General features: G+C 36.6%; 18 protein-coding genes and 1 pseudogene. 2 read left to right on the forward strand and 17 right to left on the reverse strand.

Features of this window, described 5'->3' with window-relative positions; all coding sequences use genetic code 11:
• Positions 1-89: 89 nt before the first annotated feature.
• The 16 genes and pseudogenes from A8806_RS24335 to A8806_RS24410 all read right to left on the reverse strand — a co-directional run bounded on the left by A8806_RS24335 (position 90) and on the right by A8806_RS24410 (position 18634).
• A complete protein-coding gene (locus tag A8806_RS24335) occupies positions 90-1529 on the reverse strand; it encodes a lipopolysaccharide biosynthesis protein (protein WP_109733755.1) in 1440 nt (479 codons plus the stop codon).
• A gap of 177 nt (positions 1530-1706) precedes the next feature.
• Positions 1707-2780 carry an acyltransferase family protein gene (locus A8806_RS24340; protein WP_109733756.1) on the reverse strand — a complete coding sequence of 358 codons (1074 nt, stop codon included), beginning with the start codon at positions 2778-2780 and terminating at the stop codon, positions 1707-1709.
• 108 nt (positions 2781-2888) lie between these two features.
• Entirely contained in the window at positions 2889-3467 is a 579-nt protein-coding gene (locus tag A8806_RS24345) for an acyltransferase (RefSeq protein ID WP_109733757.1), read from the reverse strand.
• A gap of 19 nt (positions 3468-3486) precedes the next feature.
• A complete protein-coding gene (locus A8806_RS24350; protein ID WP_109733758.1) occupies positions 3487-4605 on the reverse strand; it encodes a DegT/DnrJ/EryC1/StrS family aminotransferase in 1119 nt (372 codons plus the stop codon).
• An 11-nt stretch (positions 4606-4616) separates the two neighbouring features.
• Entirely contained in the window at positions 4617-5519 is a 903-nt protein-coding gene (locus tag A8806_RS24355; RefSeq protein WP_181368865.1) for an alpha-1,2-fucosyltransferase, read from the reverse strand.
• 47 nt (positions 5520-5566) lie between these two features.
• Entirely contained in the window at positions 5567-6886 is a 1320-nt protein-coding gene (locus A8806_RS24360) for an oligosaccharide repeat unit polymerase (protein WP_109733760.1), read from the reverse strand.
• A gap of 7 nt (positions 6887-6893) precedes the next feature.
• A complete protein-coding gene (locus A8806_RS24365) occupies positions 6894-7901 on the reverse strand; it encodes a hypothetical protein (RefSeq protein ID WP_109733761.1) in 1008 nt (335 codons plus the stop codon).
• 34 nt (positions 7902-7935) lie between these two features.
• Entirely contained in the window at positions 7936-8880 is a 945-nt protein-coding gene (locus A8806_RS24370; protein WP_181368866.1) for an O-fucosyltransferase family protein, read from the reverse strand.
• 29 nt (positions 8881-8909) lie between these two features.
• Complete coding sequence (locus A8806_RS24375; RefSeq protein ID WP_109733763.1) at positions 8910-10085, reverse strand: glycosyltransferase; 1176 nt, start codon at positions 10083-10085, stop codon at positions 8910-8912.
• Entirely contained in the window at positions 10063-11640 is a 1578-nt protein-coding gene (locus tag A8806_RS24380; protein WP_146203326.1) for a hypothetical protein, read from the reverse strand. Before A8806_RS24380 ends, A8806_RS24375 begins: the two co-directional genes overlap by 23 nt.
• The gene (locus A8806_RS24385; protein ID WP_109733765.1) at positions 11609-12655 is read right to left on the reverse strand and encodes a Gfo/Idh/MocA family protein; all 1047 of its coding nucleotides are present in this window, start codon (positions 12653-12655) and stop codon (positions 11609-11611) included. Before A8806_RS24385 ends, A8806_RS24380 begins: the two co-directional genes overlap by 32 nt.
• Positions 12656-12667: 12 nt before the next feature.
• The gene (locus A8806_RS24390) at positions 12668-13678 is read right to left on the reverse strand and encodes a hydroxyacid dehydrogenase (RefSeq protein WP_109733766.1); all 1011 of its coding nucleotides are present in this window, start codon (positions 13676-13678) and stop codon (positions 12668-12670) included.
• Positions 13675-15048 (reverse strand): glycoside hydrolase family 88 protein, encoded by a 1374-nt coding sequence (locus A8806_RS24395; RefSeq protein WP_109733767.1) that lies wholly within the window; start codon positions 15046-15048, stop codon positions 13675-13677. The genes A8806_RS24390 and A8806_RS24395 overlap by 4 nt, the downstream gene beginning before the upstream one ends.
• 35 nt (positions 15049-15083) lie before the next feature.
• Complete coding sequence (locus A8806_RS24400) at positions 15084-16325, reverse strand: glycosyltransferase (RefSeq protein WP_109733768.1); 1242 nt, start codon at positions 16323-16325, stop codon at positions 15084-15086.
• A 14-nt stretch (positions 16326-16339) separates the two neighbouring features.
• Positions 16340-17608: a glycosyltransferase family 4 protein gene (locus tag A8806_RS24405; RefSeq protein WP_109733769.1), complete on the reverse strand. Its 1269-nt coding sequence runs from the start codon at positions 17606-17608 to the stop codon at positions 16340-16342.
• 122 nt (positions 17609-17730) lie between these two features.
• Positions 17731-18634 (reverse strand): annotated as a pseudogene (locus tag A8806_RS24410) (UDP-glucose 6-dehydrogenase family protein).
• 240 nt (positions 18635-18874) lie between these two features.
• Here A8806_RS24410 and A8806_RS24415 point away from each other — a divergent pair.
• On the forward strand, positions 18875-21934 hold the full coding sequence (locus A8806_RS24415) for a fucose pyrophosphorylase domain-containing protein (RefSeq protein WP_109733770.1): 3060 nt from the start codon (positions 18875-18877) through the stop codon (positions 21932-21934).
• A 66-nt stretch (positions 21935-22000) separates the two neighbouring features.
• Positions 22001-22774, forward strand: a complete 774-nt coding sequence (locus A8806_RS24420; RefSeq protein WP_109733771.1) for an inositol monophosphatase family protein — start codon at positions 22001-22003, stop codon at positions 22772-22774.
• A 48-nt stretch (positions 22775-22822) separates the two neighbouring features.
• On the opposite strand, the gene A8806_RS24425 is transcribed toward A8806_RS24420, so the two are convergent.
• Positions 22823-23695, reverse strand: coding sequence for an AraC family transcriptional regulator (locus A8806_RS24425; RefSeq protein ID WP_109733772.1), 873 nt, complete (start codon positions 23693-23695; stop codon positions 22823-22825).
• Between the last annotated feature and the right edge of the window lie 410 nt (positions 23696-24105).

The following is a 24105-nucleotide window of genomic DNA, read 5'->3' on the forward strand; positions in this document are numbered from 1 at the left end:
ATTTTTTTATTTTACCATAGAAGACCCTTTAAAACCTTATTTACAGAAAAAATTTCACATGCTCAAATCTGCGGAAACTCAAGCATTTTTCATTTTTTTCTTATATTCTTTAAAATTTCTAATAAATACTCTACATTATCATTTTTCATGCAAATAGATAACAGCATATAAAAAGATACACCAACAACTAATTGTACTAGCAACTGCACATAAATATTTACTGGTAAATATCCAAGGGTAAATACAAGTATACCCATTATGGCAGCGCACAATAGTTGTGGAGCAATATCTTTTATTTGCTCTCTATATGTATAATTTAGTAATTTTTTATTAGGGGTAGCTCTTATTATTGTCTCTATGAAGGATGCAATTACAGCAGAAGCTGCCAACTGATAAAGTCCTATAAATGCTGAAACTATGATCAAGGCTGATGAGACAATTCGTGTATATAATTCTGTTTTAAGGGTTATATCACTCCTGCCCATCGCATTAATTGCCTGTACATTAGCAGTACCTATCGGATAAAATACGTATACCAAACAACATAATTGCATAAAAGGTATAGATGGAGCCCATTTTTCACCTAATAAAATTAATACAACATTTTTTGATACAGCAGAAAGACCAATCATAATTGGAAAGAAGAAAAAAGAACTAAGCTTCATAGATCTTCTCATCATTGCTTTTAATTTCACACTATCAGATTGTTCTTTCGCATAAACAGTAAGCATAACTTGCTGCAATGCATAATCGGTACTCGTATTAATTACTGCCGGGAATTGCTCTCCCTTATTAAAATAGGCCAAATCAACCGGTGAATACATTTTACCTATAATAAGGCTCCTCAACTGAAAATACGCATTAGAAATGAACCGTGAGAATGTTATTTTCCACGCAAAACTTAACATTTCAGCAGCTGCTTTTTTAGAAAAAGTAAAGATAAACTTAAATTCACTTTGAACTCCTAAAAAAATACAAACCAATAATCTTATCGCAAATTGTTGAATAACTAAAGCCCATGCGCCAAAACCATAAAATGCAGCAAGTATTCCCAAAATACCGGCCACTGTATTTGCCAAAATGTTTGCCACTGCAATCTGCTTAAATTTAAATTCTCTAGACAACTTAGCTATGAAAATAGCTGATATCGCACCAAGCACAAACGCTAACGATAGTACTCTTAAAATGGGAACCACTCTGTTTTCGTTATAAAACATTCCAATAAACGGAGCTGCGATAAACACAATGCCATATAATATAACACCAATAACAATATTGCAAATCATTATCGTGTTCATATCAGAATTTGTAACCTCTTTTTTCTGTACAAGTGCTGTTCCTAGGCCACAATCAACAAAAACAAAGCCGAATGATATAAAAACCGTCGTTAATGCAATTAACCCGTACTCTTCCGGGCCTAACAATCTAGCCAATACTATCGATATAACTAGTGTAATAATCTGACTAATAAATTTTTCTCCGCCTTTCCACAGAAGAGAAAAAATAGCCTTATCTTTTAAATTGCTCATTTTTTATTATAATACCTTTAAAAACACCATGTTTTCCTTTCTATTTATAATTTGTACCTTAACTGTCATTCATCTTAATAACTAATCCGCTACACTGAATGACATTTTAATTCTCCATATGCTCGCAGGCTAGCTTAAAATTCCACGTAAACTTCTTAAATACGGTTTCAAATTTACTCAGTGCAGCCAGTAAATAATTATCTTACGGATGTAATATTTATATGTAGAGCATTTATTAACGATATAGATAGCTATAGTATTCAGTGCTTTTATTAACACTTCTTTGATTTTACCCAAAATACAATCCAAGAAAATACCTATAATAAGCCCAACTAATAGTACAATAGCAGCAATTGTGATTACGCATATTGGCAAATTTTGATTATAGACATTTTCCACAGAAAATACTCTATTACTGATAAACATTCTAATTGATCCCTCAATCATTGTGATACAAAATACTTGTTTAGAAATAAAATTAATTACTTTTGACGATAGATTAATTTCTCTAAAGATAAGAAAAATTATCACACTTTGAATTATTATCAAGGATGAACAATCTCGCGCAAAAGGAGTACTCGCACCCTCAGATAATACAACAGATACAAGTAAATTCAATAATACAGTAATCAAATATATAAGTGTACCGCCAACTATTAATTTCCCAATATTTAGTTTTGTGTCAAAATATTTTCTTATATAGACGCCAATTAAATATATTAGGAATAAATTCATTAATCCTTTCCCACGGTCTCCCATTGGATGATAATATAATAGGGTCGGCAGTACACTGAAAACAACAAACAAAGCTATTATAAGCTTCTGGAACTCTTTTTTGGACAGTCTTTCTATTGCTATATTAGTAAATGGAGAAAATATCAACAACAACATATATACCGTCATAAACCAATGTTTTTGGGTTATAACTGGCATGAATGATTTAACGCATTCTAAAACCGAAAAACTTCCTGTTGCAATAACTCCAATGACGAATGAAATTAACGAATACAGAATCAAATTTACTTCAAAGCGTATTATTTTTTCTCTATTGCCTCTTAAACCAAAGTATCCAGAAATAAGTATGAAAATACTGACACCTGAATTAAATAGAGTATTTTCTAAAACACTAAATATCCTATATCCTCCTCCGACACCTAGAAAGGGACCATTTACATGCATTATAATAATTCCTAATAACGCTAAAATTCTTAACAACTCAAAATTTGATTGTCTTACTTTCTGATTCAACATATTATATTCCTCTATTGGATTAAATCTTATCACAGCAATTCAGATACTCCACTTACGGCTATCTATATCCACTGAGTAGCCCTTTTGACACCATCCGCTAATTTCGTTTCAGCTCTCTTCTAAAATTCCTAATTTTGATTTAAATTTCTTTTCTAAAATTAAGAGATCTTTTTTTCTGTCTCGCAATTTTTTTACGGGAATTCCTGCGTATATAGACCATGCGCATGTGCTTTTGCTAATAAAGGAAAAAGCTCCAAAGGAGCCGCCCTCTTTAATTATACATCCGGGTAAAACAACACTTGTTGACCCAATAATCACATGCTTTCCAATATAAACCTGCTTACTGCATACCTTTTTGAAATCATGCGGAATCATTGGATTTGTCATCGTTTCACCGGAATAGTCATCTGTTATACTGTAAATAGATACTCTTGAAGAGATGTTTGCAAAATCTTCAATTTCAATACCATCAGAGCCGCCATATAAAGCCGAGTATGCGGCTATATGAACAAAGTTTTTTATTGTAATCTTACCACTTAAAATACAGAAGTCATCTATTCTAACATCATTACCAATTGTCATTTTCTCTGGACTGTAAATGCTAGATTTTTTACTAATATATACATTCTCACCAACAGATTTAAATCCAATTGCTGCTAATTCCTTGTTTGTGTAAAAACTATTCATTTAACACCTCTAAATTTAGTCACTCAACCTTACAGCTAAGGATAATTTCACATATTCTATCTACGTTTTCCAACTCAAGATCTGCATATAATGGCAGCGTCAATACTCGCTTACTAATATGTAATGCAACCGGGGTCTTATCCGGAGCATATTTCCCATGAAAACAGTCAAAAAAATTAGTTAATGGGGAAAAGTACTTTCGTGCACAAATACCATTTTCGGCTAAAACAGAAAACACTTCATTACGCGTTGCGCCAAATTTTTTTTCATCTATTATTATAGGGAAATAGGCATAATTAGTCTCTACATTCTCCTGAATAGGATTCAACTGGATTCCTTCAATATCATACAAATACGTTCTATAACGGGCAACAACAATCTTTCTTTTCTCAATTTCTTCCTCAAGATGACGCAAATTGCAAATTCCCATTGCTGCGCAGAATTCGTTCATTTTTGCATTAGCACCTACGCCGTCCACAACTTCAGGTCCACGAATCCCAAAATTCTTTAATCGATATAACTCAAGTCCGAATTCTTTGTCCTTAAAGCAAGCTGCACCGCCTTCAATTGAATTAAATACCTTTGTAGCATGGAAACTGAAACAAGATACATCACCATAAGATCCTATTCCCTTGCCTTTATACTTAATTCCAAATGTATGTGCGGCATCATAGATTACTTTCAAGCTATATTTATTAGCAATCTTTTGAATTTTCTCAATATTACAAATATTTCCATACACATGCACAGGCATAATTGCAACCGTTCTATCTGTAATCAAATCCTCAATTTTGTCCACATTGATTGTGAAATCAACAGGATTTATGTCGCAAAATACAGGCTCCAGACCATTTCGAACAATAGCGTGTGTTGTAGATGCAAATGTGAATGGCGTTGTAATTATTTCAGAGCCCAACGGAAACTTTAATGCTTGGATGGATAATTCAATAGCCATATGTCCATTTGTAAACATATCAATATTGGGAACAGCAAGATAATCTTTCAACAATCCCATTAGCTGCTGATGTTTCGGTCCCATATTGGTCAACCAATGTGAATCCCAAATCCCCTTAATTTCTTCAATGTATTCTTCCAGACTCGGCATAGATGATTGAGTAACTAAAATTTGTTTATCCATATCGTAACTCCTTATGCTAAACTATACATTTCTGTTATCTTATTTAAAATCTGTATATCGAATGTCTCTTTCCCACCCCATTCATACTCAAATCCATTTTCATCTGTACAGACATTTTCCTTTGTCTGATTCAAATGTGCTATACAGGAGCAGTTGCCCAAATATCTTGCCCAAAGCGAAAACGTTGACCCTGAAGCAATAATTATTTTACTTCTCGACAACGCTAGTATATCTGATATACTATTTCCAAATGTAATCTGTCTAACATTTGGTATTTTAATCAACGTTTCCAGTTCCTCATCTTTTCCGTCAGAAAAAATATTAAAAGAAATGCCAGGGCATTCCTTATTGATTATTTTTACAACATCCATATACCAGTCAATAGGGGTACTTGTATTTACACAGTTGACATTATTTAAATCTGTATAATTTTTTGAAAAATCGCCTAATCGAATATGTATATTAATTTCATTTTTAAAATCATGAGTTAAATAGCTGTTATTTTTAGGATGAAGTGTACTGGCTATCAGTCTATTTACAAAATCTCTCTTATCCAAAATATCGGATAAAGTCATACTACATTCATCATAAATATATACTTGTTTACGTCCAGACTTAATTTCTTCTCTATTCTTGATTTTTTCACAAAACGTTAAGGCTACCAACTTATTGAAACCTGCCACCTGAGTTTTAGACGGTCTAAACAACCCTGAATAGAATCTTTTATCTTTTTCTTTCCTTAACCATGGACCAATTTTTATAGATGGCCAGGTGGGAAAGATCAAATCTGCACCTAATTCATCAGCTAAAATTGCTGCCTTAGAATAGGTAAACAATAAATTACCAAGTCCAGATCCCCCAAGTCTTACTATTCCACAATCTAAATTTGATAGCTTTGGATATAAATACAACATAACCATACCCACCCTCTTTTCTACATTAATATGTATTTGACTTCCTTCTACAAATAACGTGCGGATTTAAAAAGTCTTCTATAACACCAGCAAATTATCAAAATCGTAAACGGGTAAAATAGTCCAAAGAAATGGTTACTAAAAAACATTTCTATTGCTGCCTGTGATACTACAGCATACATTGCAACATGATAAGCCGAATACGTCTTTCTATAATTATTATAAATACGACCTACAAACCACCCCAGAAAACAAGATCCTATCATAGATCCCCAATAGCCAAAATCTTTAAATAAAACGGTAATATATGTAAATGTATTAAAACTAGATCTTGGAGTTAATACATAGAGATCAGCAAAATAGCCATCCAATTGAAGCCAGGATATTAAAGGTTTTAACATCCACAAACCATATGTTCGTGTGTTTTGCGTTTCCAGCACATACTGGACATTGTTCCATGCCGATGTCAAATATATATATGGAAATCTGAGCGCGGGTAATCCATTCCAGTCAATACTTTTTGCATAATAATCATTTTTATTATAATAATAGTCTTTAATTGCAGTTACAAAACTCTCTATAGAAAAATTACTTTGATCCTGTACCAGTCCTTTTAAGGGGAAAGCAACAAAGATAAAAAATAACCCCATAATCCCAATAGCTATATACAATTTCCTGCTGTTTTTTTTATTCATGGGGTAATATCTTCTAATTGCGATAATAGTAATCAAAGCAATTGCGAGAAACACCGACTTATTAAATTGTACAGTCCATGTCAAAAGTAATACTGCATATGTCCCTAAAATAAACCCTGTTTTTTTAGTTTTCCAAGCCATAGCTATAGCCGGGAAGATACAATAGGACGTTACTGTTCCTAAGAAAAATCTAATTCCTGTAGTTAGTTTCAAAATTAATTCAAATTGGCCAATGCACATCAATACAATGCTATGAAATTGTAATGACTTAATTTCATCAAACGTTGGCTCATAAGCCTTTTGAATAATTAATTCATTCTTTTCAATTAGTTGTTTCTTATTCATCACAAGCGAAAGTATCACAACGTAAGCTAGCATATTAATGATTCCGAGAAACCATGTACTGGCTTTCAAAGGAACATAATACACACTGCTAATAGAGTGTGTGAATATCACTAAAGAAAAAGGAACTAACGCAAAATATATGTATGGATTTAATATATCCCGGTTTTTTACCCCCTTGATTAAACAGTATAATAGAATTGCAGTTGCAATCACTCTCAATACAAACACATTGGGTGCATCAGAGAATCCAACCGTTTTCCAAAGAACTATAATTGTCATAATCGCTAGTAATAACGATCGTTTGAAAACTCTCTTTGAAACCTTCATTAACTAACTACCTTTCATATTCTCTTTTTAAATTGCGCTGTATCTTTTTAACTGTTGATTTTAAGTCTCCATAAACCAAGCATCTGATAGTAGTCTCAATTTTTCTAAACCAAAAAACATAAGGACGATTCCACCCCAGTATTTTATTAACTTTTTTTTCGTATTTTATATCTCTGACTACGAATTTCGGATGTTTTAATGGGAAACCCAATTCATAAAGATGCGTATTGAAAAATTGAGCATTTCCTCTTGCCATTTTCCGTATATCGTCAGATGAATGAACAGATCCATCACCAATACCAATATTACTGACCATATTTTTGGTAGGGACTATATATACCTGGTTTTGAGAAAATCGCAATGCGTTTTTATAGAATTCCGGACCTGGAATATGCCCTTCATAATAAATATCGTTCTTATACCCCATTATTTTCTTTTGATACCCCGGTTTTAACTGTTTTGCCACTCTACATATACAATTGGTAATATACTCGTCATCCGCATATTCCATATTTTGACTTAAATATGTTCTTCTCCAAGTTGCATATCCCCAAATTGATCCTTCTCCCGCAAAAAAGTAATCCGCAGTTGGGTCTTTATATTCCCCTAAATAATTCAAGCCTGTGACATAATGAACACGATAATCATCCTTATATTTTTCCAATAATTCAGCACAAAATCTAAAAAAGCTATCAGAAACCAAGACATCATCTTCTAAAAAAATACATCGATCCACTATAGAGAATATTTTTTCTTGCGAATCAAAATATTTTGCATATAACCCCATGTTTTCTTCTGAATACAGTTTATATACTTCGCATTCCCAATCAATGTCTTCAACTATTTTTCTGCAAATTTTAATCTTTTCGGCATCATTTTCATTTCGTGGTCCATCACCTAATAGAAACAGAATCGATGGCCTTGCTTTTTTTACAGCTCCAAAAACCCTTTGCAGGGCATTCGGCCTGATAAATACATTTAGCGCCACTGGTACATTTACTAAACTCTTTTTCATCCTTTTTTCCTTATAATAGTTCTTACAGTTCCCTTTAATCTTCAACAAAATAGGTCTTAGTAAATTTCTGGTTATTAATAAACATTACTGTTGTTGCAACATTAGAATGACTAAATACAAAATAATCGCACTTGCTCAATAGCATAACATCGAAGATAACTTCCTTACCTAATAAATAGTTATGGTTTTCTCTCTCTACATTCTTTTTTAAATGTATCCCCTCTATATCCCCTTTTTTAGCTCTAAATGCCTCTGAAAAGAATACTTTTTCGGGAAATTTTTCTAAAAAGACAGCAATAGCTTCCTCATCATCAGTACATAATAAAATTGCATCTGGATTATACTCCAGAACATTTTTGTATACACATGCCAGATAATTTTCTAATGATGCAGATAAAAAGTGATTAGCCACTTTAATTTTCTTATCAGTACCTCTATAATGGACACCCAATACTCTCTTTCCTCTCATTTTTTCTTTATAAAAGTTCTCAACTTGAGAGGATATTTCTTCTTTGGGTAAAAGATATGTATTAATTACGTCTACAATTTCATTAGCTTTGAACCAATCAATTGTGAAATAATTCTTTCCATCTTTATATGGTAAGTACTCCCTCATCGTACTAAAATCTGATAGTATGTAATTTTTGCTTTCCATTGCATCTTTTACAGAAATTCCAAACGGTTGCTCAAAGTAATACTCCCATGCATTTTTTGTTCCTTTATACGTGTTTACTTCATTATATAAAGTAGGGTAATTTTCCATATCAATAACTGGTATATAGCCCTTCTTTAAAGCATAAACAATATGTCCGGCAACATATAAATAATTTGCATAAAAACCAGCCCAGGGAATTTTTCTTCTAATCAAGTAATATCTATCATCTTTTGAAAACCAATTTTTTATACAGATACAATATTTTTTGGTTGTTATTTTTTTTATACGATCTTTTACAATTCTTTTTAGTATTGCAAATCTCATACTATTTCCTTTCATACTAATGGGTTTGTTTAGCAATCTATATCTTTTAGTAACATTTCAGCTCTTTTAATCCATGTCATACATGCTTTTTTTTCTTCAACAACAGTTTTCATTGAATTCTGAAGCCCAGGATTATCGTAAATATTTAAAATCACCTTTGATAACAATTCAGGTGAACTATCACTAACCAAAAAATCTTTCGAAAGCTGATCCATACAGATTTCTTCAATTTGACCAACATTCGTTCCAATAAATGGCAACGCAGCTCCAATCATGTCATACATCTTTAACGGTGAGTAGTAAAAATAATTATTTTTTTCATAAGGCATCACTCCTAAATCAGATGCATAGAGATATTCTTTCATCTCTTGCAGGCTAACTTTTCCTTTGAAAATCATATTTGAATGACTTCTTGTATAGTTGACAATGTAATCGTGAAGCTCTCCATCTCCGAGTACAAGAAAAAGAATGTTTTCGTGCTTTTCAAGTAATTCTACGGCAGTACAAAAATTTTTAATTCCGTGCCATATTTTCAAGCTTCCAACAAATGTAACTATAAATTTACCTTCAAAATCTTCTTTCTCGCGTACGTTTGTTCTTAATTTCTCTATAGTGTTTTTATCCTCAAAATACAAGTCTCCCATATAACCATTTGGGATAACAAGAAACTTTCGATGGTTAAATCCATAATGCTCACAGAGCATATCCCTACAAATATTTGAAACAACATACACCTTATCAGCAGCAAATAAAATCTTTTTCTCCCACTTTTCCAATTGACGGGTCATAGGTTCTTTTTTTAATACACCACGTTCATAAAACATAGGGGTATTTACTTCGTAAATTAGTTTTGCTCCAAACACTTTTGCAATATAGATAGCAGTGATATCAAAATCAGTTGAGCGGGCAAGTACATGGGTAGGTATAAAGTTCTCTCTCTTTAATTTGTTGATAATATACTTACTTTTTTTCAATGATAGATACTTTTTTCTGACGCATCTAATAACAGCTAAAATACATTTTAATCTGCTTTTCCATCTATTTACCCCTACATTAACAGGCTTCTGAGATCCATCTTGCGGAACTGGATACGTTCGCACATTTTCACGACCAATTATTTTCTCAAAGGCGTGACACATGCCAAGAGCGTGCGAATTACTCCCATCGCTAGTTCCTAATTCATCATTGATATAAAGAAGTTTCATTTAATGCCTCCATCTTGGAAATCTTTATCTTCACAGTTTTGGCCGTGAATTTATTGGATTGAACCAGTGTGGTGAGTCCATATGCGCCTACAGTGCTGCCGACAGATTTTAAAACACAAACGGAATCATTAGCTAGAACTTCAATCTTAAACAAGGGAGACATTGTACTAATATTAAAGTAAAGATTTCCCATTGATTTTTTTAGCTTTAATGTAATCGTTACTTCCAGACCTTGTTCATCAACTAAAATATCTTCTGGAAATACTACTTTTTGCGTATAGTATCCAAAGAAATCTTTTTCCTGTATTAAACCGCAATAGTTATGGATTGTTTCTGACGATACGCTATATCTTCTACCATATTGGCTTCCACAGTATGGACCTAAAGCACCTTTAAATACGTATTCACCAGAGTTAGAGCAAATATTTGCGATGATCGGGCCCTTTTCAGCTAAATAGTGTTTTCTTCCACTAAAAAGACACACAAAGAATTCGTCTCCCCTTCTGAAAGCAACACCACTATCGGATTCATTAATCTTTATATTATTCCATTCATCACCATCAACATCAGATATTTTCGTCAGAACCAACCAAAGCGCTAAATGAGAAAAATATACAGATGAGTAATGATAGTCCCACCACCAATTTTTTTGTTCCCCCGGCAGATCATTCATAATTAAATTGTTATTCTCCAATGCTTTATATATTTTACTTTCAAAATAGTTCCATGCTCTATTCCTTGCTTCCACTGCAGAAACTGAGTTGAGTAAATAAACAGCCGGCCCCCAGGCGAAAATTTGATTAATTCCTCTCCCCAAGTAATTCAGGTCTCCTGCCGGGTCCACCATGTTAATCACTTGCTGAATTGACTTTTCGTTATAATGAATGTCTATTCCATTACCCTCTAAAAACAATAATGTTGCTACAGTAAAAACATGGTACTGAAAGTTAAAGCTACGTCCTTTTGGCAGCAGATCCTCGTAGAAACCATCATTAAAACAGGCAAGATCCACTTTTTTCTTTAAATCATCAATTACCTTTAAATAGGTCGGATCATCTGTCCATTTATGCTTACAATAATTAACATAAATACGCATTGGGTGCCAATTTATTGTTGCATTATTGCTATCTTTCTGTATTAAAATGAAGTCTTTCAACTCATTTATATAACTTGCAATATCCCCAAAGAATGTATTCTGCTTATTATTTTGTTTTTTCCCCAAGAACTCAACTAACACACAAATTGCAAAATTATTAAAATCCCAATGATACGCTGGCTCTTTTTGGTATTCAATTGAATTTATCATGAAACCCTTTAGAAGCGCTTTTCCTTCCCTTATATATTCCTCGTTCGAGATTTGGTAACCATATATTATCAATGCTACAGCCAAATGTGTCTCTCCATAATGAAAACCGATAACTTTTTTATCTACCAAATCAACTAATACACTTCCCTCGCCGTTGGGATTATACTTTATCCCGTTTCTCAATTTGTTAAGTATTTCAACAATTGGAAGGTCAAGCCTAGATTTGAATTTCTCTTCTTCTTTCATCATTTTCCTTCCTCAAAATGCTCATTATTAATAGTGTTTGTCGCGTTTTTTTCAAAGGAATTAAATTACTTTCCAATCGTCCAGTTTGAAGACACGAATGAACTTCATTAACCTGATACTCAAAACCATCAAAAATATATTGATAGGTTTTTCGTTCGAGCAGATTACCTTGACGATTATATAGACTTACGGTATTTGTTCTATTAAACTGACTGCCAAACTCAATGGAGCCATCGTTTCCATAGATACGTGCCCGACTTTCTCCCTTGAAATTTGAAGAAATATTTAGAAACGCTTTAGACTCAGTTGAATCTAATATTATTGCCCAATCTGTATCTATGTTGTTCTCTATAATTCGTTTGTTCCAAGACATAATATATTTACCTGATAAAAATTCCTGCGGAAAGGAGAGTGCGTAAATCCCATAATCATTCAGCACACCATAATCGTTCTTGCTTATATATTGATCAGGATTCATTCGAATCTGATTTTTATAAAAATCAACTCGAATCAACTCAATTGAACCAATCCGTTTTTCTTTTATCCACTTTTGAGCTTGGGCAAATGTAGGAAGGCATTTGCTCCACATACCTTCCATCAAAAAACACTTGTTTTTCCTTGCAATTTCTTGCAATTCATCAAAATTTTTTAAGGATGTTACAAGAGGCTTCTCGCACAACACATTAAATCCTGCACATAAACATTTTTTCACATGTTCATAATGGTGGTGTGTTGGAGTTGCTATGTAAACAATATCAAATTTGTTACCATCAAAAAAATCTTGAAATTTATTTGTTGAAAATGGAATGTTAAATCTTTTAGCAAAAGTCTTTCCCTTTTCATTTGTTCTTGAGTAGACTGCACTAACAATACTTTTTTCATTCCCCTGAATTGCACGGCAAAATGTCGTAGCCATATAACCTGTTCCAATTATTCCCCATTTTATTGGATTTTTTTTCGGCCTACGGGAATTTTTATAGTCCTTAAATCGAGTATTTATCTTCTTTATAACGTCCATTTTTTTCAATCCTTACGTCATTTTATAAAGTATATCTTTCGTTACTTCGCCATGACAATCGAACCCTTTTATATACTGCCTATATGTTTCAAGAGCATATTCTCCAAGTCTTTTCTCTTCTTTGCCAGTGCTCCCCGCCATATGGGGTGATAAAAAAATATTCCTCATATAAAGTAATGGTGACCACGGCCATATAGGCTCATGTCCAGTTACATCCAACAATGCACACTTTGTGGCATCTCTCTTTAATGCTTTCACCAGATCTTTCTCAACAACAGTAGACCCTCTTCCGGTATTTATAAAAGTAGCTCCTTTTTTCATGGAGTTAAACAGTTTATAATTTAATAAATTTTTTGTAGATGGTATATCTGGCAAATGATTTGATATTACATCTGAATTTTCGAAAATTTCTTCGAGGCTAACTACTACTGTTCCCCATTCGTTTGCTTCTTCTTTAGATATGGCAGGATCAGATATCAGTACCCGGAGATTATAGGGGCGGAGTAGTTCCACTACATAACTGCCAATAGCGCCAACACCAATTATGCCTACCGTAGCTTCATAATTTCCGGGCTTAATTTTAATTATGCTATGAGCTTTATTGTAGTTATATCGATACAGTGGAGACTTGTATATACGTTGTGCTTGAAAATACCCTTTATTTGCCAATAAGATTTGAGCCACAGTGAACTCGGCAACAGCTATACCATTTGCTTGTCCTGATTGAAAAATCTTTATACCATTCTCTAAGAATGGTTCTGCAAAGTATTTCACAGTTCCTGCCGCATAAAACACGGCTTTTAAATTTGGAAAGATATCGACTATTTCATTTTGGGTAAATTGAGGCATATACCATGTTGAGAAAATAACTTCGACATCATCAAACTCTCTTTTTCTTTTTAATACATCATTTTTAGTAAAACAAATATCATTTAAATTACATCCTATTGTATCCAACACTTTATTAATATCAAATACCATTTTTAATTTGGAAATATTATCATTTAAAAAGATTACTTTCATGAGTAGTTAATCTCCCTCATTCGTTCATGTTCAACTTCCAGAGCATATGAACTGGCATATACAAGGGCTGTACTTGTATATTTATTGTGTACAATTGCTCCTTCTACGGTATATGAGAAAATTCCTCCTGCAGCTTCGCCTTTTGCAACAGTATTTTTTTTACACCAGTACATCGCTTTAGATATTGCTTCATCATATACTGTACTATGCACAACTTTCGACCACTCTAACAGTGCTTTCGCTATCACAGGAACAGCTTTACAATCTATCCCCATCAACGGCGATAATAAATTGTATGCCCATCCTCCATCTGATGTTTGACAATGTAGCAAAGTTTCTACAGTTTCTTCTATTATATTTCGTATACTATCCGATTGCAGAACCCTATACGTTGGAATTAACCCTTCTAATGCCCAACCTTGTCCTCTGCCAAATGCACCTCCATGTATCCTGTCATTTTCATCGATACAAGTAGCAAAACATTTCTTTCCCTTTATATAAAAGATATCTATATATTTATTAACGAAACCTTCCAAAAAATCCCTATATACTTTTTTTCCGGTTAGAGAGAATAGTTCAGCAAACAGTCCTGCTGTAAAACCAATGTCTACAATATTCTTTTTAGTTATCCAATATTTCATTTTTATATCATAGCCGAATAAAACCATTCCATCTTTTCTGGCTGTTTCCATTATCCAAGCCGCAGTTTTTTCCGCTGCATTTAAATATTTTTCATCGTGTGTAGATTGAAATAACTTCAAACAGCAATTATGTGCGATATAACAAGAATCGTTTGGGGCTAAAATAGGGTGTGCCCCATCATCCATATAATCAATTCTTACAATCCAGCCACCACTAATATGCTGATTTAAAAGGATAATATCACCTAGTTTTTTTGCTTTATCCATTTCACCAACTAAGCAGTGATAACGTACTACTGCAGCGTTAGTCCAAATCCAACTTGGTAAACACCAAGAAGCTTTCTCGGCGATATACCCGCCATAATGTAATCCTGAGTATTTGTAGCCAATAGGAATGTAAGAACTCTCAAGAAATTGTTTCCAAAGTCCTTCTGCCATTTCAAATTTCTTCAGTTTTTTTAAGGTGTGCCCTTTCATACTGAAAGACATTGGACAATTCTTAAATTCCTCATTTGCTACCAAGTTCTCAACAGGATAAATATCAGATTTTTTAATTCCTGAATATATTTCTCCATTTATCTCAATTTCTTTATTCATTGAATTCTGCTCAAGTTCATCTAAAATAGTTGGTGGAAAATCAACTATTTTTACTGTTGCAGGCAATGAATTATCTCTTTTTAATATTTTTTTAGCGTGTTTGTGAATGGCTCCATATATATGATATTTCATTTTTTCTCCTATCTATAAATCATAAAATAGGTGAACTAAAAATAAAGATTTAAGTATTCGCCAAGTCTTTTTTCTTTGTCAAATTCCATTGAAACTTTTCTGCAAGCCTCACGTACTTTGCTACGATGGACTATCGTATGTTCTACACTGTCTGTCAATACTTTTGACACCGTTGAAAAATCCACAGTATTAGGAGATGCTTTGCTCACAACGTTTCCCACAAAAATATTAGTGTGTTGTTTAGCCATTTGGATAGCCTCTGGGCTGCCACCAGTATCGTATGTTAATACTGGTGTTCCACATGCCAAGGCTTCAATATTTGTGGTGGGAAAGTTGTCTTCATATGTCGGATTAAAAAATAAAGTTGCAACAGAGTATAGATTTACCAATTCAGTAATATTATTCGTTCGTGTGATTCCAGTAATCGTTTTGGGAATGGATTCTAATTGTTTCTTTGTTAATCCAACGACAACAAATTGATATTTACCACATAATTTTTCGGAAATTTTTATTATGTCATTTAGTCCTTTGCGCTCTGTCCACTCACTTGCACCCCCAAGAACTATTGGTTTATCTGTGAGTTCATATTTTTTGATTGTAGAAGCTGCTTGTTCAACCGAACTAGGTTTGAAAATCTCCAAATCAATTCCGTTATAAATAACTTTACATGGATACTTATTTAAATAAGACTGCTTGACTATTTGAGACAACCATTTACATGGAGTAACGATTGTACAATTTAAACCCGTAAATAATTCTCTTTTTTTGTTCCAATTAAACTGCGAACCATCTATTAGACTGGATGCCGGATAGGCTCTCAGTTGTGTGCATTTAGAGCAACCCGTTTTCCATTTATTACATGCCACCATATCAAACCATGCACAATGCCCTGTCATCGCCCAACAATCGTGCAGTGTCCACACAACTTTAATCTTTTTATCCTTAATATATTTAAATAAGAGTTCTATATTTATATAATACCCATGCACATTATGTAGATGGATTATATCGGGCTTAATTTTATCAAGATACCATATAAGCTTTTTAGTTGCTCTTATAGAGGCAAATCCCGTTCTGTCTGTCAATCTTGTGTACAAGCCATGTATTTTCACACCTATATCGTCCTTAATCACTATTTCTCTATCGTCATTAGCATTTCGTCCCCGTCCCCATGCCACATAAGAATCATGTCCGTTTTGCAATAATATATTATGCAAGTTAAGCATGATTGTCCCAGTAGCTTTATATGGAAAGGTGTTAATCTGAACAATTTTCACCGATCTACACCTCCTTACAGTTTCAAAATCTCTTCAACATACTTTTTTACTGATACATCACGAGTCAAATTATTAACCAAATTCTCACGGCCTCTTTTTCCCATCTCGATTACCTTATTTGTGCCATCATTTTCTATAAACCATTTTATTTTAGCGATTACATCTTCGTAATCGCCTGGGTCAGAACACAATCCGCCTTTAGTTTCCTCAATAATGCAACGAATTTCACTATCTTTTTCCAGTACAGCGAGTACACTCTTGCCAACTGCAGCAATTCCATAATATTTACTTGGACAGCTAACGCCTTTTATCCCCTTTGTATTTACACACCAGTGAACATCACCCGCATTCAAACTATAAATCAAATCATTTTTGTCCTGATAAGGAATGAAGACTACATTATGCATGTTCTTTTCTTCTTTATAAGATACTAGCTTATCAAATACGGAACCTGCCCCGACAAACACGAATGCAACCTCTCGACCAATCGCAGTCTTGGTTCCCGGTTTAAACATCTCAATAACTTTCATCAAATTTTCCAAATCATAGTATAAGCCAATATTACCGGAATACATTATGATGAATTTGTCTACTAGCCCATACTTTTCTTTAAAAGCTACGACCTTAGGATGATCTGCTTCCACTGGATAGATTTCTTTCTCATTAATCCAATTGTTGATCATTACTGTCTTAGGCACTTTCTGACCTTTAAAACGGTTATGTACGGTCTGAACTAAATCTCGGCCAACTGTGATTATCAAGTCGCTCTGGCGGCAACTGAACTTATCGAAAAACATCATTACACCAGTAATAAGTTTATTGTTACTGAAATTAATCGCCAGTATCTGCTCTGGGTTGAAATCCTGAATATTATAAATATACTTTGCGTGTTTCATCCATTTTCCCCACACACCCAGCAAACCTCCGAGAATAGGCGGCTGAGAAATAGAAAACACATAGTCTTGTTTACCAACTTTGAAAGTTGCCAGCATAGAACCAAAGAAATAGGTTAATATATTCTTGATGCGGCTTCTCGTGTCGGTCTTACTAAATTCAGGAACTCGAATTCTAAGAATCTCTACATTATTTATACTTTCTCTATAAAACCTCTGTGTCTTATACTCATCTTCCACGATCCCTAAATAACTAGGTACAACACAAATCACTGTGATATCAAATTTTTCCTGCATTCCTTCCGCCAACTCTCTCAGGATCTGACCGGTAGAGGCAGTATCCGGGATGTAATAATGAGCATAAATCAACAAATTTTTCTTTCCACTCATTCATTCAGATCCTTTCCTTACTTATCATCCGGGTAGAGCATCGGGATTACACCTACTTTAGTACTACGATTTATACGATTCCTTTTCACATTTTCTCCTGCTATAGAATTCTGCATGTCTTGTTAGTCCCTTTGGAAAATATCTCTTGTATAAACCTTATCCTTCACATCGTCCAGGCAACTGCCATATCTATTCGCAATGCTTGCATTGCTCATTGACTTAAAATTTGCCAAGTCATTCACAACCACAGAACCGAGGGAGGTTTCACCATCTTCCCATGTCGGCTCATATATTACAATGGTCGCCCCCTTAGCCTTGATGCGCTTCATGACACCCTGATTGATCTGCTGCGTATTCAGCCCCTTCATCTCCGCATAGGTGTCCAGCTCATTGAAATATGCAACACGCAGAGCCAGAAATGTATTGGCAAAGAGCTTTACGGCCTCTGCTTCAGTAAATCCCATAAACAGCGTATCAATGCACCATCAGCCAACAGCTCTGCAAAGACCTTCTCAGCATCAACCAGTCGTTAGTCATTCATATCTGTGCCCATGATAATATGGGACGGGTACAAGTTATCGTAGAAAGCCTTGGATTCACACAAAAACTCCGGGCTAAAGATGATATTTTTGCTGCCGAACTTCTCACGTACAGACTGTGTATATCCAACTGGAATGTTAGACTTGATAACCATGACGGCGTGGGGGGATACTCTATTACTAGCTTGATCACCGCTTCAACAGCAGATGTATCAAAGTGCTGTGTCCGGCTGTCGTAATTTGTCGGGGTTGCGACTACCACAAAATCCTCATCCGAGTACGCTGCTTTCGCATCCAGTGTGGCTGTCAGATTCAGTTCCTTTTCCTCAAGATATTTTTCAATATAGTCATCCTGTATGGGCGATTTTTTATTGTTAATCAGCTCAACTTTTTCAGGCATAACATCTACAGCTATGACCTTATTGTGCTGTGCTAAAAGCACTGCCAGAAATAGTCCTACATAACCGGTATCGGCTACTGCACACAGAGCAAGGCAACAGAGGAAGACCAACTTCACCTGTCGCTTTGTTTAGAACCTTCTGTATCACACAAATCCCCCCTTACCTCCAAATAATTGTTATTATTAGTACCTCCCCCATTTCCCCCTCCCCCCGCCTTGTCATTTCCCCCCAACTCCGCTATAATAAATAAAGCAGTAATATTTGAAGTCTCGAAGCCAAATTAAGATAATCCAAAATAAAATACCGCAGGAAAAGGAAAAAGTAATATGGAATTAACATCTAAAAGAATGAAGAATTTATTTTTGAGCCAGTCATATTTTGATGCATGGGAAGATTATGAGAGGAGTCTCAAAAAGTCTAGTTTTATTAAGTGGGACTATGTGATTCTGACTGCATCCAATGAAGAGCAGGCGGCGATGTACCGCGGGCAGATTGAAGAGCGCCTTCAGCAGCGCCGCCTTCCGTCTTCTACGATTTATGAGGTCCTTCCAGACCCGGAAGGCAGGAGAGTGGGATCGGGAGGGGCCACTTTCAATGTGCTGGCTTACCTTGCTCAGCGCGAAGGGAAGTCAGAGTATCATTTTAAGGACAAGCGGATCCTTGTGATTCATTCCGGAGGGGACAGCAAACGTGTTCCGCAGTATTCTGCGACGGGTAAATTATTTTCCCCGGTTCCGCGTGAACTCCCGAATGGATATGCCTCTACGTTGTTTGATGAGTTCATGATCGTGATGTCCGGTGTGCCTTCCAGATTCAGGGAGGGGATGCTGATTCTTTCCGGTGATGTTTTGTTATTATTCAATCCTCTGCAGATTGATTTCCAGAATGAAGGTGCGGCAGCTATCTCCTTCAAGGAGCATGTGGATACGGGAAAGGATCATGGCGTTTTCTTGAATGACGGGAATGATTACGTGGCAAGGTTTTTACATAAACAAACAGTATCTATGCTTAGGGAGAGCGGTGCGGTGAATGACAGGGGATGTGTGGACCTGGATACCGGGGCCGTGATCTTAAGCACAGGTCTTATGGATGCGCTGTATTCTCTGATCAGTACGGACGGGTATCTGGATCAGAATAAATTTCAGGAATTTGTAAATGACAAGGCACGGATCAGCTTTTATGGTGATTTTCTTTATCCGCTGGCACGGGAGGCTACTTTGGAGCAGTTTTATCAGGAAGCGGCGGAAGGAGTGATCTGCGAAGAACTGATCAGCTGCCGTGAGAAAATCTGGCAGGCGATACATTCATTTTCTATGAAACTGCTGTGCCTTTCTCCGGCAGAATTTATACATTTTGGTACTACGAAGGAACTCCTGAGTCTTGTGACAGAGGATGTTTCCTCCTATGAGTTCCTTAACTGGAAAAAGCAGGTGATGTTCTCAGGAGTCGGAGATGCAGATTTTGCCGCGCACAGGGCGTATGTAGGGCGCAGGGCGAATGTCCGGAAAGGTGCGTATCTGGAGGACTGCTTTATACTGGGCAATACAAAGGTCGGCGAAGGATGTGTGATATCCAATTTAAAGCTGACGGACTGTATCATTCCGCCGGGAATCGTTCTGCATGGCCTGCGTCTGATTAACGGGAAGTATGTTGTCCGTATTTATGGTGTAGAAGATAATCCGAAGGGATTCTATAAAGAAAATGACAGCTTTCTGGGTACCAGTCTTTCCAGACTGTTAAGTGAAAATGATATTTCACAGGATACATTGTGGCAGGATAAGGACAAGTATCTGTGGTTTGCCAACCTATATCCGGTATGCGATACCATGAAAGAAGGAATAGAGCAGGCTCTTTTCCTTTATGATATGTGTCATGGGCGTGCTGCGAAAGAAGAGATCAGGCAGTGGAAGACAAGGAAGAGAATGAGTCTGTATTCCAGTTTTTATATGGCAGATGTGAATTACAGCCGATCATGGAAGGATGAGCTGGAAAACCGTATCCTTGCAAGTAAGTTTGTAAATATGCTGGAGAGCGGAGTTTATTATAAAGATGCTTATCAGGTGTTTGGCAGCAAGGGAATTACAGAGGCGATTTACAGGGAGCTTCTGAAGGATGCGCAGGAAGCAGATTTTTCACTGAGGATCAGGATTTACTATGCGGTTTCCAGATTTATGAAGGAAAAAGATCTGGAATTTGATGGGATGTCCTATGACTATACAGAGGGACTATGTTTTGAAGGGATTCAGAAAGAAATTTTTGACAATGCGGTCAGTAAACTGCGTACTGCTAATTCATTTAAGATCTGTAAGGACAGGGTTGATGTAAAGCTTCCGGTCCGTGTTAACTGGGGAGGCGGCTGGACGGATACCCCGCCGCACTGTAATGAACAGGGCGGAGTTGTGCTGAATGCTGCAATCAGCCTGAATGGGATTCTGCCGGTACAGATTACGGTAAAACGGCTTGAAGATTACCATATTGAATTTGAGTCCACGGATATCGGTGTGTTTGGAGAGATTCATACTGTTTCGGAAGTTCAGGACTGCCATAATCCATATGATTCTTTTGCACTCCACAAAGCCGCACTGATTGCATGCGGGATTGTGCCGTTATATGGGGATGCGTCATTGGAAGATATCTTGAAGCGTCTGGGCGGAGGAATTTATCTTTCCACGCAGGTGATCGGCATACCAAAGGGCTCCGGTCTAGGGACAAGCAGTATTTTGTCAGGTGCATGTGTAAAAGGGATTTACGAATTCCTTGGTGCGGATATCAGTGATGATGAGATTTACGGCATAGTTCTTTCTATGGAACAGATTATGAGCACCGGCGGAGGATGGCAGGATCAGGTTGGCGGTCTGACGAACGGAGTAAAGTTTATTACGACAGAGCCGGGCATTGATCAGGAAATTCATGTTGAGAAGGTGCATTTGTCAGATTCTGTAAAAGAAGAGCTTCAGGAACGGTTCGCTGTCATTTATACAGGGCAGCGCAGGCTGGCAAGAAACCTTCTGCGTGATGTTGTCGGAAGTTACATCGGTGCAAGGCCGGAGAGTATACAGGCACTGAAGGATATGCAGCCTTTGGCAGCGCTGATGAAGTTTGCTCTGGAAAGAGGCAGTGTAGATGAGTTTGCAGAACTTCTGAACCGGCACTGGGAACTTTCAAAACAGCTTGACCAGGGATCATCCAACACTTGTATCGAGCAGATTTTCCTATCCTGTCAGGATTTGATAAGCGGGCGGTTTATTGCCGGCGCCGGCGGAGGCGGCTTCCTGATGGTAATCTTGAATAAGGGAGTTACAAAACAGCAGCTGAAAGACAGACTGCATGAAATTTTCCAGGACAGCGGAGTAGATGTATGGGAATCCGCATTTATACGGGATTAATACATAAAGCCCCCAGCCGGTCAGCGTAGAGATAGGCTGGGGTGTAAACGGTAACGGGAGGCGGCCATGCTATACGAAGAAATAACGAAATGTGTGAAACAGGCGGGCGGTATGATGAAAAATGCGTCTGCTGCAGAAACGGATATATATAATAAGGAAGGTTTTTCTAATTTTGTCACAGAGTATGATAAGAAGGTGCAGGATTTTCTTGTACAGGAAATGAAGAAACTGATTCCTGAGGCCGCATTTCTGGCAGAAGAGAATGGGGTTCAGCAGAGTATGGGAGAAGGGTATTGTTTTATTATTGATCCCATTGACGGAACGACGAATTTTATATTCGACTATAAAAACAGTTGTGTTTCGCTGGGACTTGCGAAGAATAAGGAGATGGTTTTCGCGGCTGTCTATAATCCTTATACAGAGGAACTCTATACAGCGGAAAAGGGAAAAGGTGCGTTTAAGAATGGGAAGAAAATTGCAAGTACATCGAAAGGCCTTGTGGACAGCATCGCGGCGTTTGGATGTGCGAGATATAATTCCGACGATACGGACCGGATATTTGATTTTGCAAAATCCCTTTATCTGAACAGCCTCGGAGTCCGCAACGGCGGCTCCTCAGCCATTGACCTGTGCAGAGTCGCATCCGGCAGCAATGGAATTTATACGGAGCTCCTTCTCCAGCCTTGGGATTATGCTGCAGCCTCTTTGATTATCAGTGAGGCCGGGGGCAGGATCAGCCAGGTGGACGGGAAAGAAATCACACTTGATAAGCCATGTTCTATACTGGCAGGCGGACAGCTTTGCTGGAAGGAAGCGTTGGAATTGTGGTGCAGGTTTTAAAACGCATAGGAAGAGAAGCACTCCCGCATGAAAACTGCGGGGGTAATTTTATTTTACCCACCGTTTTCGAAATTCCCCGGGCGTTATGCCCTCTATTTTTTTAAAGAGTCTCGTAAAGTATCCGGGATCGTCTATTCCACATTCTCTGCTGATATTTTCGATGCTGTCATCAGTAAATCGCAGCAGGCGCTTTCCAAGAGTGATTCGCTGGTAAATGATGTAGTGGTTGATGGATGCCCCGAATTGTTTCTTGAACAGCCTTGTCAGATAGTACTTATTGATATAGAAGCGTTCCGACAGCGCATCCAGATATATCTTTTCAGTAAAATGTTCATCTATATATTTTTTAATATCGTTTAATTTAGTCTGTGCGGCCTCCTGATGATCTGAAATCAGGCTGTGAGAGCCGCTTTCTTCCATTGTAAGGGTCAATAGCCGGACCAGCTTTTCATATAGTTTCATGTCTCTCACAGGGCTGTCGGCATTTGCAGTCAGAAATATTTCCTCCAGCAGGTTTTCGTAGCGTGCAGGTTCACTTGTTGTAAAATACCAGGTTCCACCCCTGTCTAAAAACTTCTCATAAATGCTGTCCATATTCGGTCCGTAAAAGTGGACCCATTTGAGCCGCCAGAGCTGTTCAGTCGAGGAAGCATGGGAATATGGCTTCTGGCAGTTAAAGAAAACGCAGTCTCCGGGGCGCAGGTGCACCTCTTTATTGTCGTACTGCACACTGCCCAGACCGTCTAATACGATAAAAAACAGGTAGGAATTTAATTGTTCCCTCCGGCTCACATGAGGCTTAAGTGCAGTGAGTTCACCCGTTTCCTGCAGGTAGATCAAAGAACTCTTGGCAAATACCGAAGGTGTATACAAGACTCTGTTGGACTGTACCTGGTTACCGGTAAATAATTGTTTATCCATGAAAAAACTCCTTTGTCAATATAATCCTATATAGAATGTAACATAGAAAGCAAAATAATCCAATCATATTTTGTGAAGTAGTTAATAATTCGTTACTGTTCACTCCCAATGTCAGTTAGTTAAGGATGGGTCTGGGCAGACCTAAACTTACGATTCCCTATAATCAGGAGAAGATGGGTGATATAAGCTGGGCATCAGATGCTGTTCTGCACCTCCCAATAAAGACCGATTTTTTTCAGGGTATGGCAAATAGACGGATAGACATCCGCCTCAAAATACTTTATACTATTAGTGTTGTGTTTGTCAGCTTTATGCAAAACGATAAGTAAAGCTGACCGGAACTCGGAACCTATGCTGGCGGGCATATTTCCGATCGGGCCTGATAGGGAGGGTATTCTTTTCTATCAGGC

The organism is Faecalicatena orotica, from assembly GCF_003149245.1.
In the GTDB taxonomy this organism is placed as follows: Bacteria; Bacillota; Clostridia; order Lachnospirales; family Lachnospiraceae; genus Faecalicatena_A; species Faecalicatena_A orotica.

What these genes read in the sequence shown, in the direction of transcription:
- A8806_RS24390 (WP_109733766.1), bottom strand. Translation starts at nt 13,678, where the DNA reads ATGAAAGTAATCTTTTTAAATGATAATATTTCCAAATTAAAAATGGTA.
- A8806_RS24405 (WP_109733769.1), bottom strand. Translation starts at nt 17,608, where the DNA reads ATGAGTGGAAAGAAAAATTTGTTGATTTATGCTCATTATTACATCCCG.
- A8806_RS24345 (WP_109733757.1), bottom strand. Translation starts at nt 3,467, where the DNA reads ATGAATAGTTTTTACACAAACAAGGAATTAGCAGCAATTGGATTTAAA.
- A8806_RS24425 (WP_109733772.1), bottom strand. Translation starts at nt 23,695, where the DNA reads ATGGATAAACAATTATTTACCGGTAACCAGGTACAGTCCAACAGAGTC.
- A8806_RS24415 (WP_109733770.1), top strand. Translation starts at nt 18,875, where the DNA reads ATGGAATTAACATCTAAAAGAATGAAGAATTTATTTTTGAGCCAGTCA.
- A8806_RS24355 (WP_181368865.1), bottom strand. Translation starts at nt 5,519, where the DNA reads ATGTTGTATTTATATCCAAAGCTATCAAATTTAGATTGTGGAATAGTA.
- A8806_RS24360 (WP_109733760.1), bottom strand. Translation starts at nt 6,886, where the DNA reads ATGAAGGTTTCAAAGAGAGTTTTCAAACGATCGTTATTACTAGCGATT.
- A8806_RS24375 (WP_109733763.1), bottom strand. Translation starts at nt 10,085, where the DNA reads ATGAAACTTCTTTATATCAATGATGAATTAGGAACTAGCGATGGGAGT.
- A8806_RS24340 (WP_109733756.1), bottom strand. Translation starts at nt 2,780, where the DNA reads ATGTTGAATCAGAAAGTAAGACAATCAAATTTTGAGTTGTTAAGAATT.
- A8806_RS24365 (WP_109733761.1), bottom strand. Translation starts at nt 7,901, where the DNA reads ATGAAAAAGAGTTTAGTAAATGTACCAGTGGCGCTAAATGTATTTATC.
- A8806_RS24335 (WP_109733755.1), bottom strand. Translation starts at nt 1,529, where the DNA reads ATGAGCAATTTAAAAGATAAGGCTATTTTTTCTCTTCTGTGGAAAGGC.
- A8806_RS24350 (WP_109733758.1), bottom strand. Translation starts at nt 4,605, where the DNA reads ATGGATAAACAAATTTTAGTTACTCAATCATCTATGCCGAGTCTGGAA.
- A8806_RS24420 (WP_109733771.1), top strand. Translation starts at nt 22,001, where the DNA reads ATGCTATACGAAGAAATAACGAAATGTGTGAAACAGGCGGGCGGTATG.
- A8806_RS24370 (WP_181368866.1), bottom strand. Translation starts at nt 8,880, where the DNA reads ATGAGATTTGCAATACTAAAAAGAATTGTAAAAGATCGTATAAAAAAA.
- A8806_RS24380 (WP_146203326.1), bottom strand. Translation starts at nt 11,640, where the DNA reads ATGATGAAAGAAGAAGAGAAATTCAAATCTAGGCTTGACCTTCCAATT.
- A8806_RS24385 (WP_109733765.1), bottom strand. Translation starts at nt 12,655, where the DNA reads ATGGACGTTATAAAGAAGATAAATACTCGATTTAAGGACTATAAAAAT.
- A8806_RS24395 (WP_109733767.1), bottom strand. Translation starts at nt 15,048, where the DNA reads ATGAAATATCATATATATGGAGCCATTCACAAACACGCTAAAAAAATA.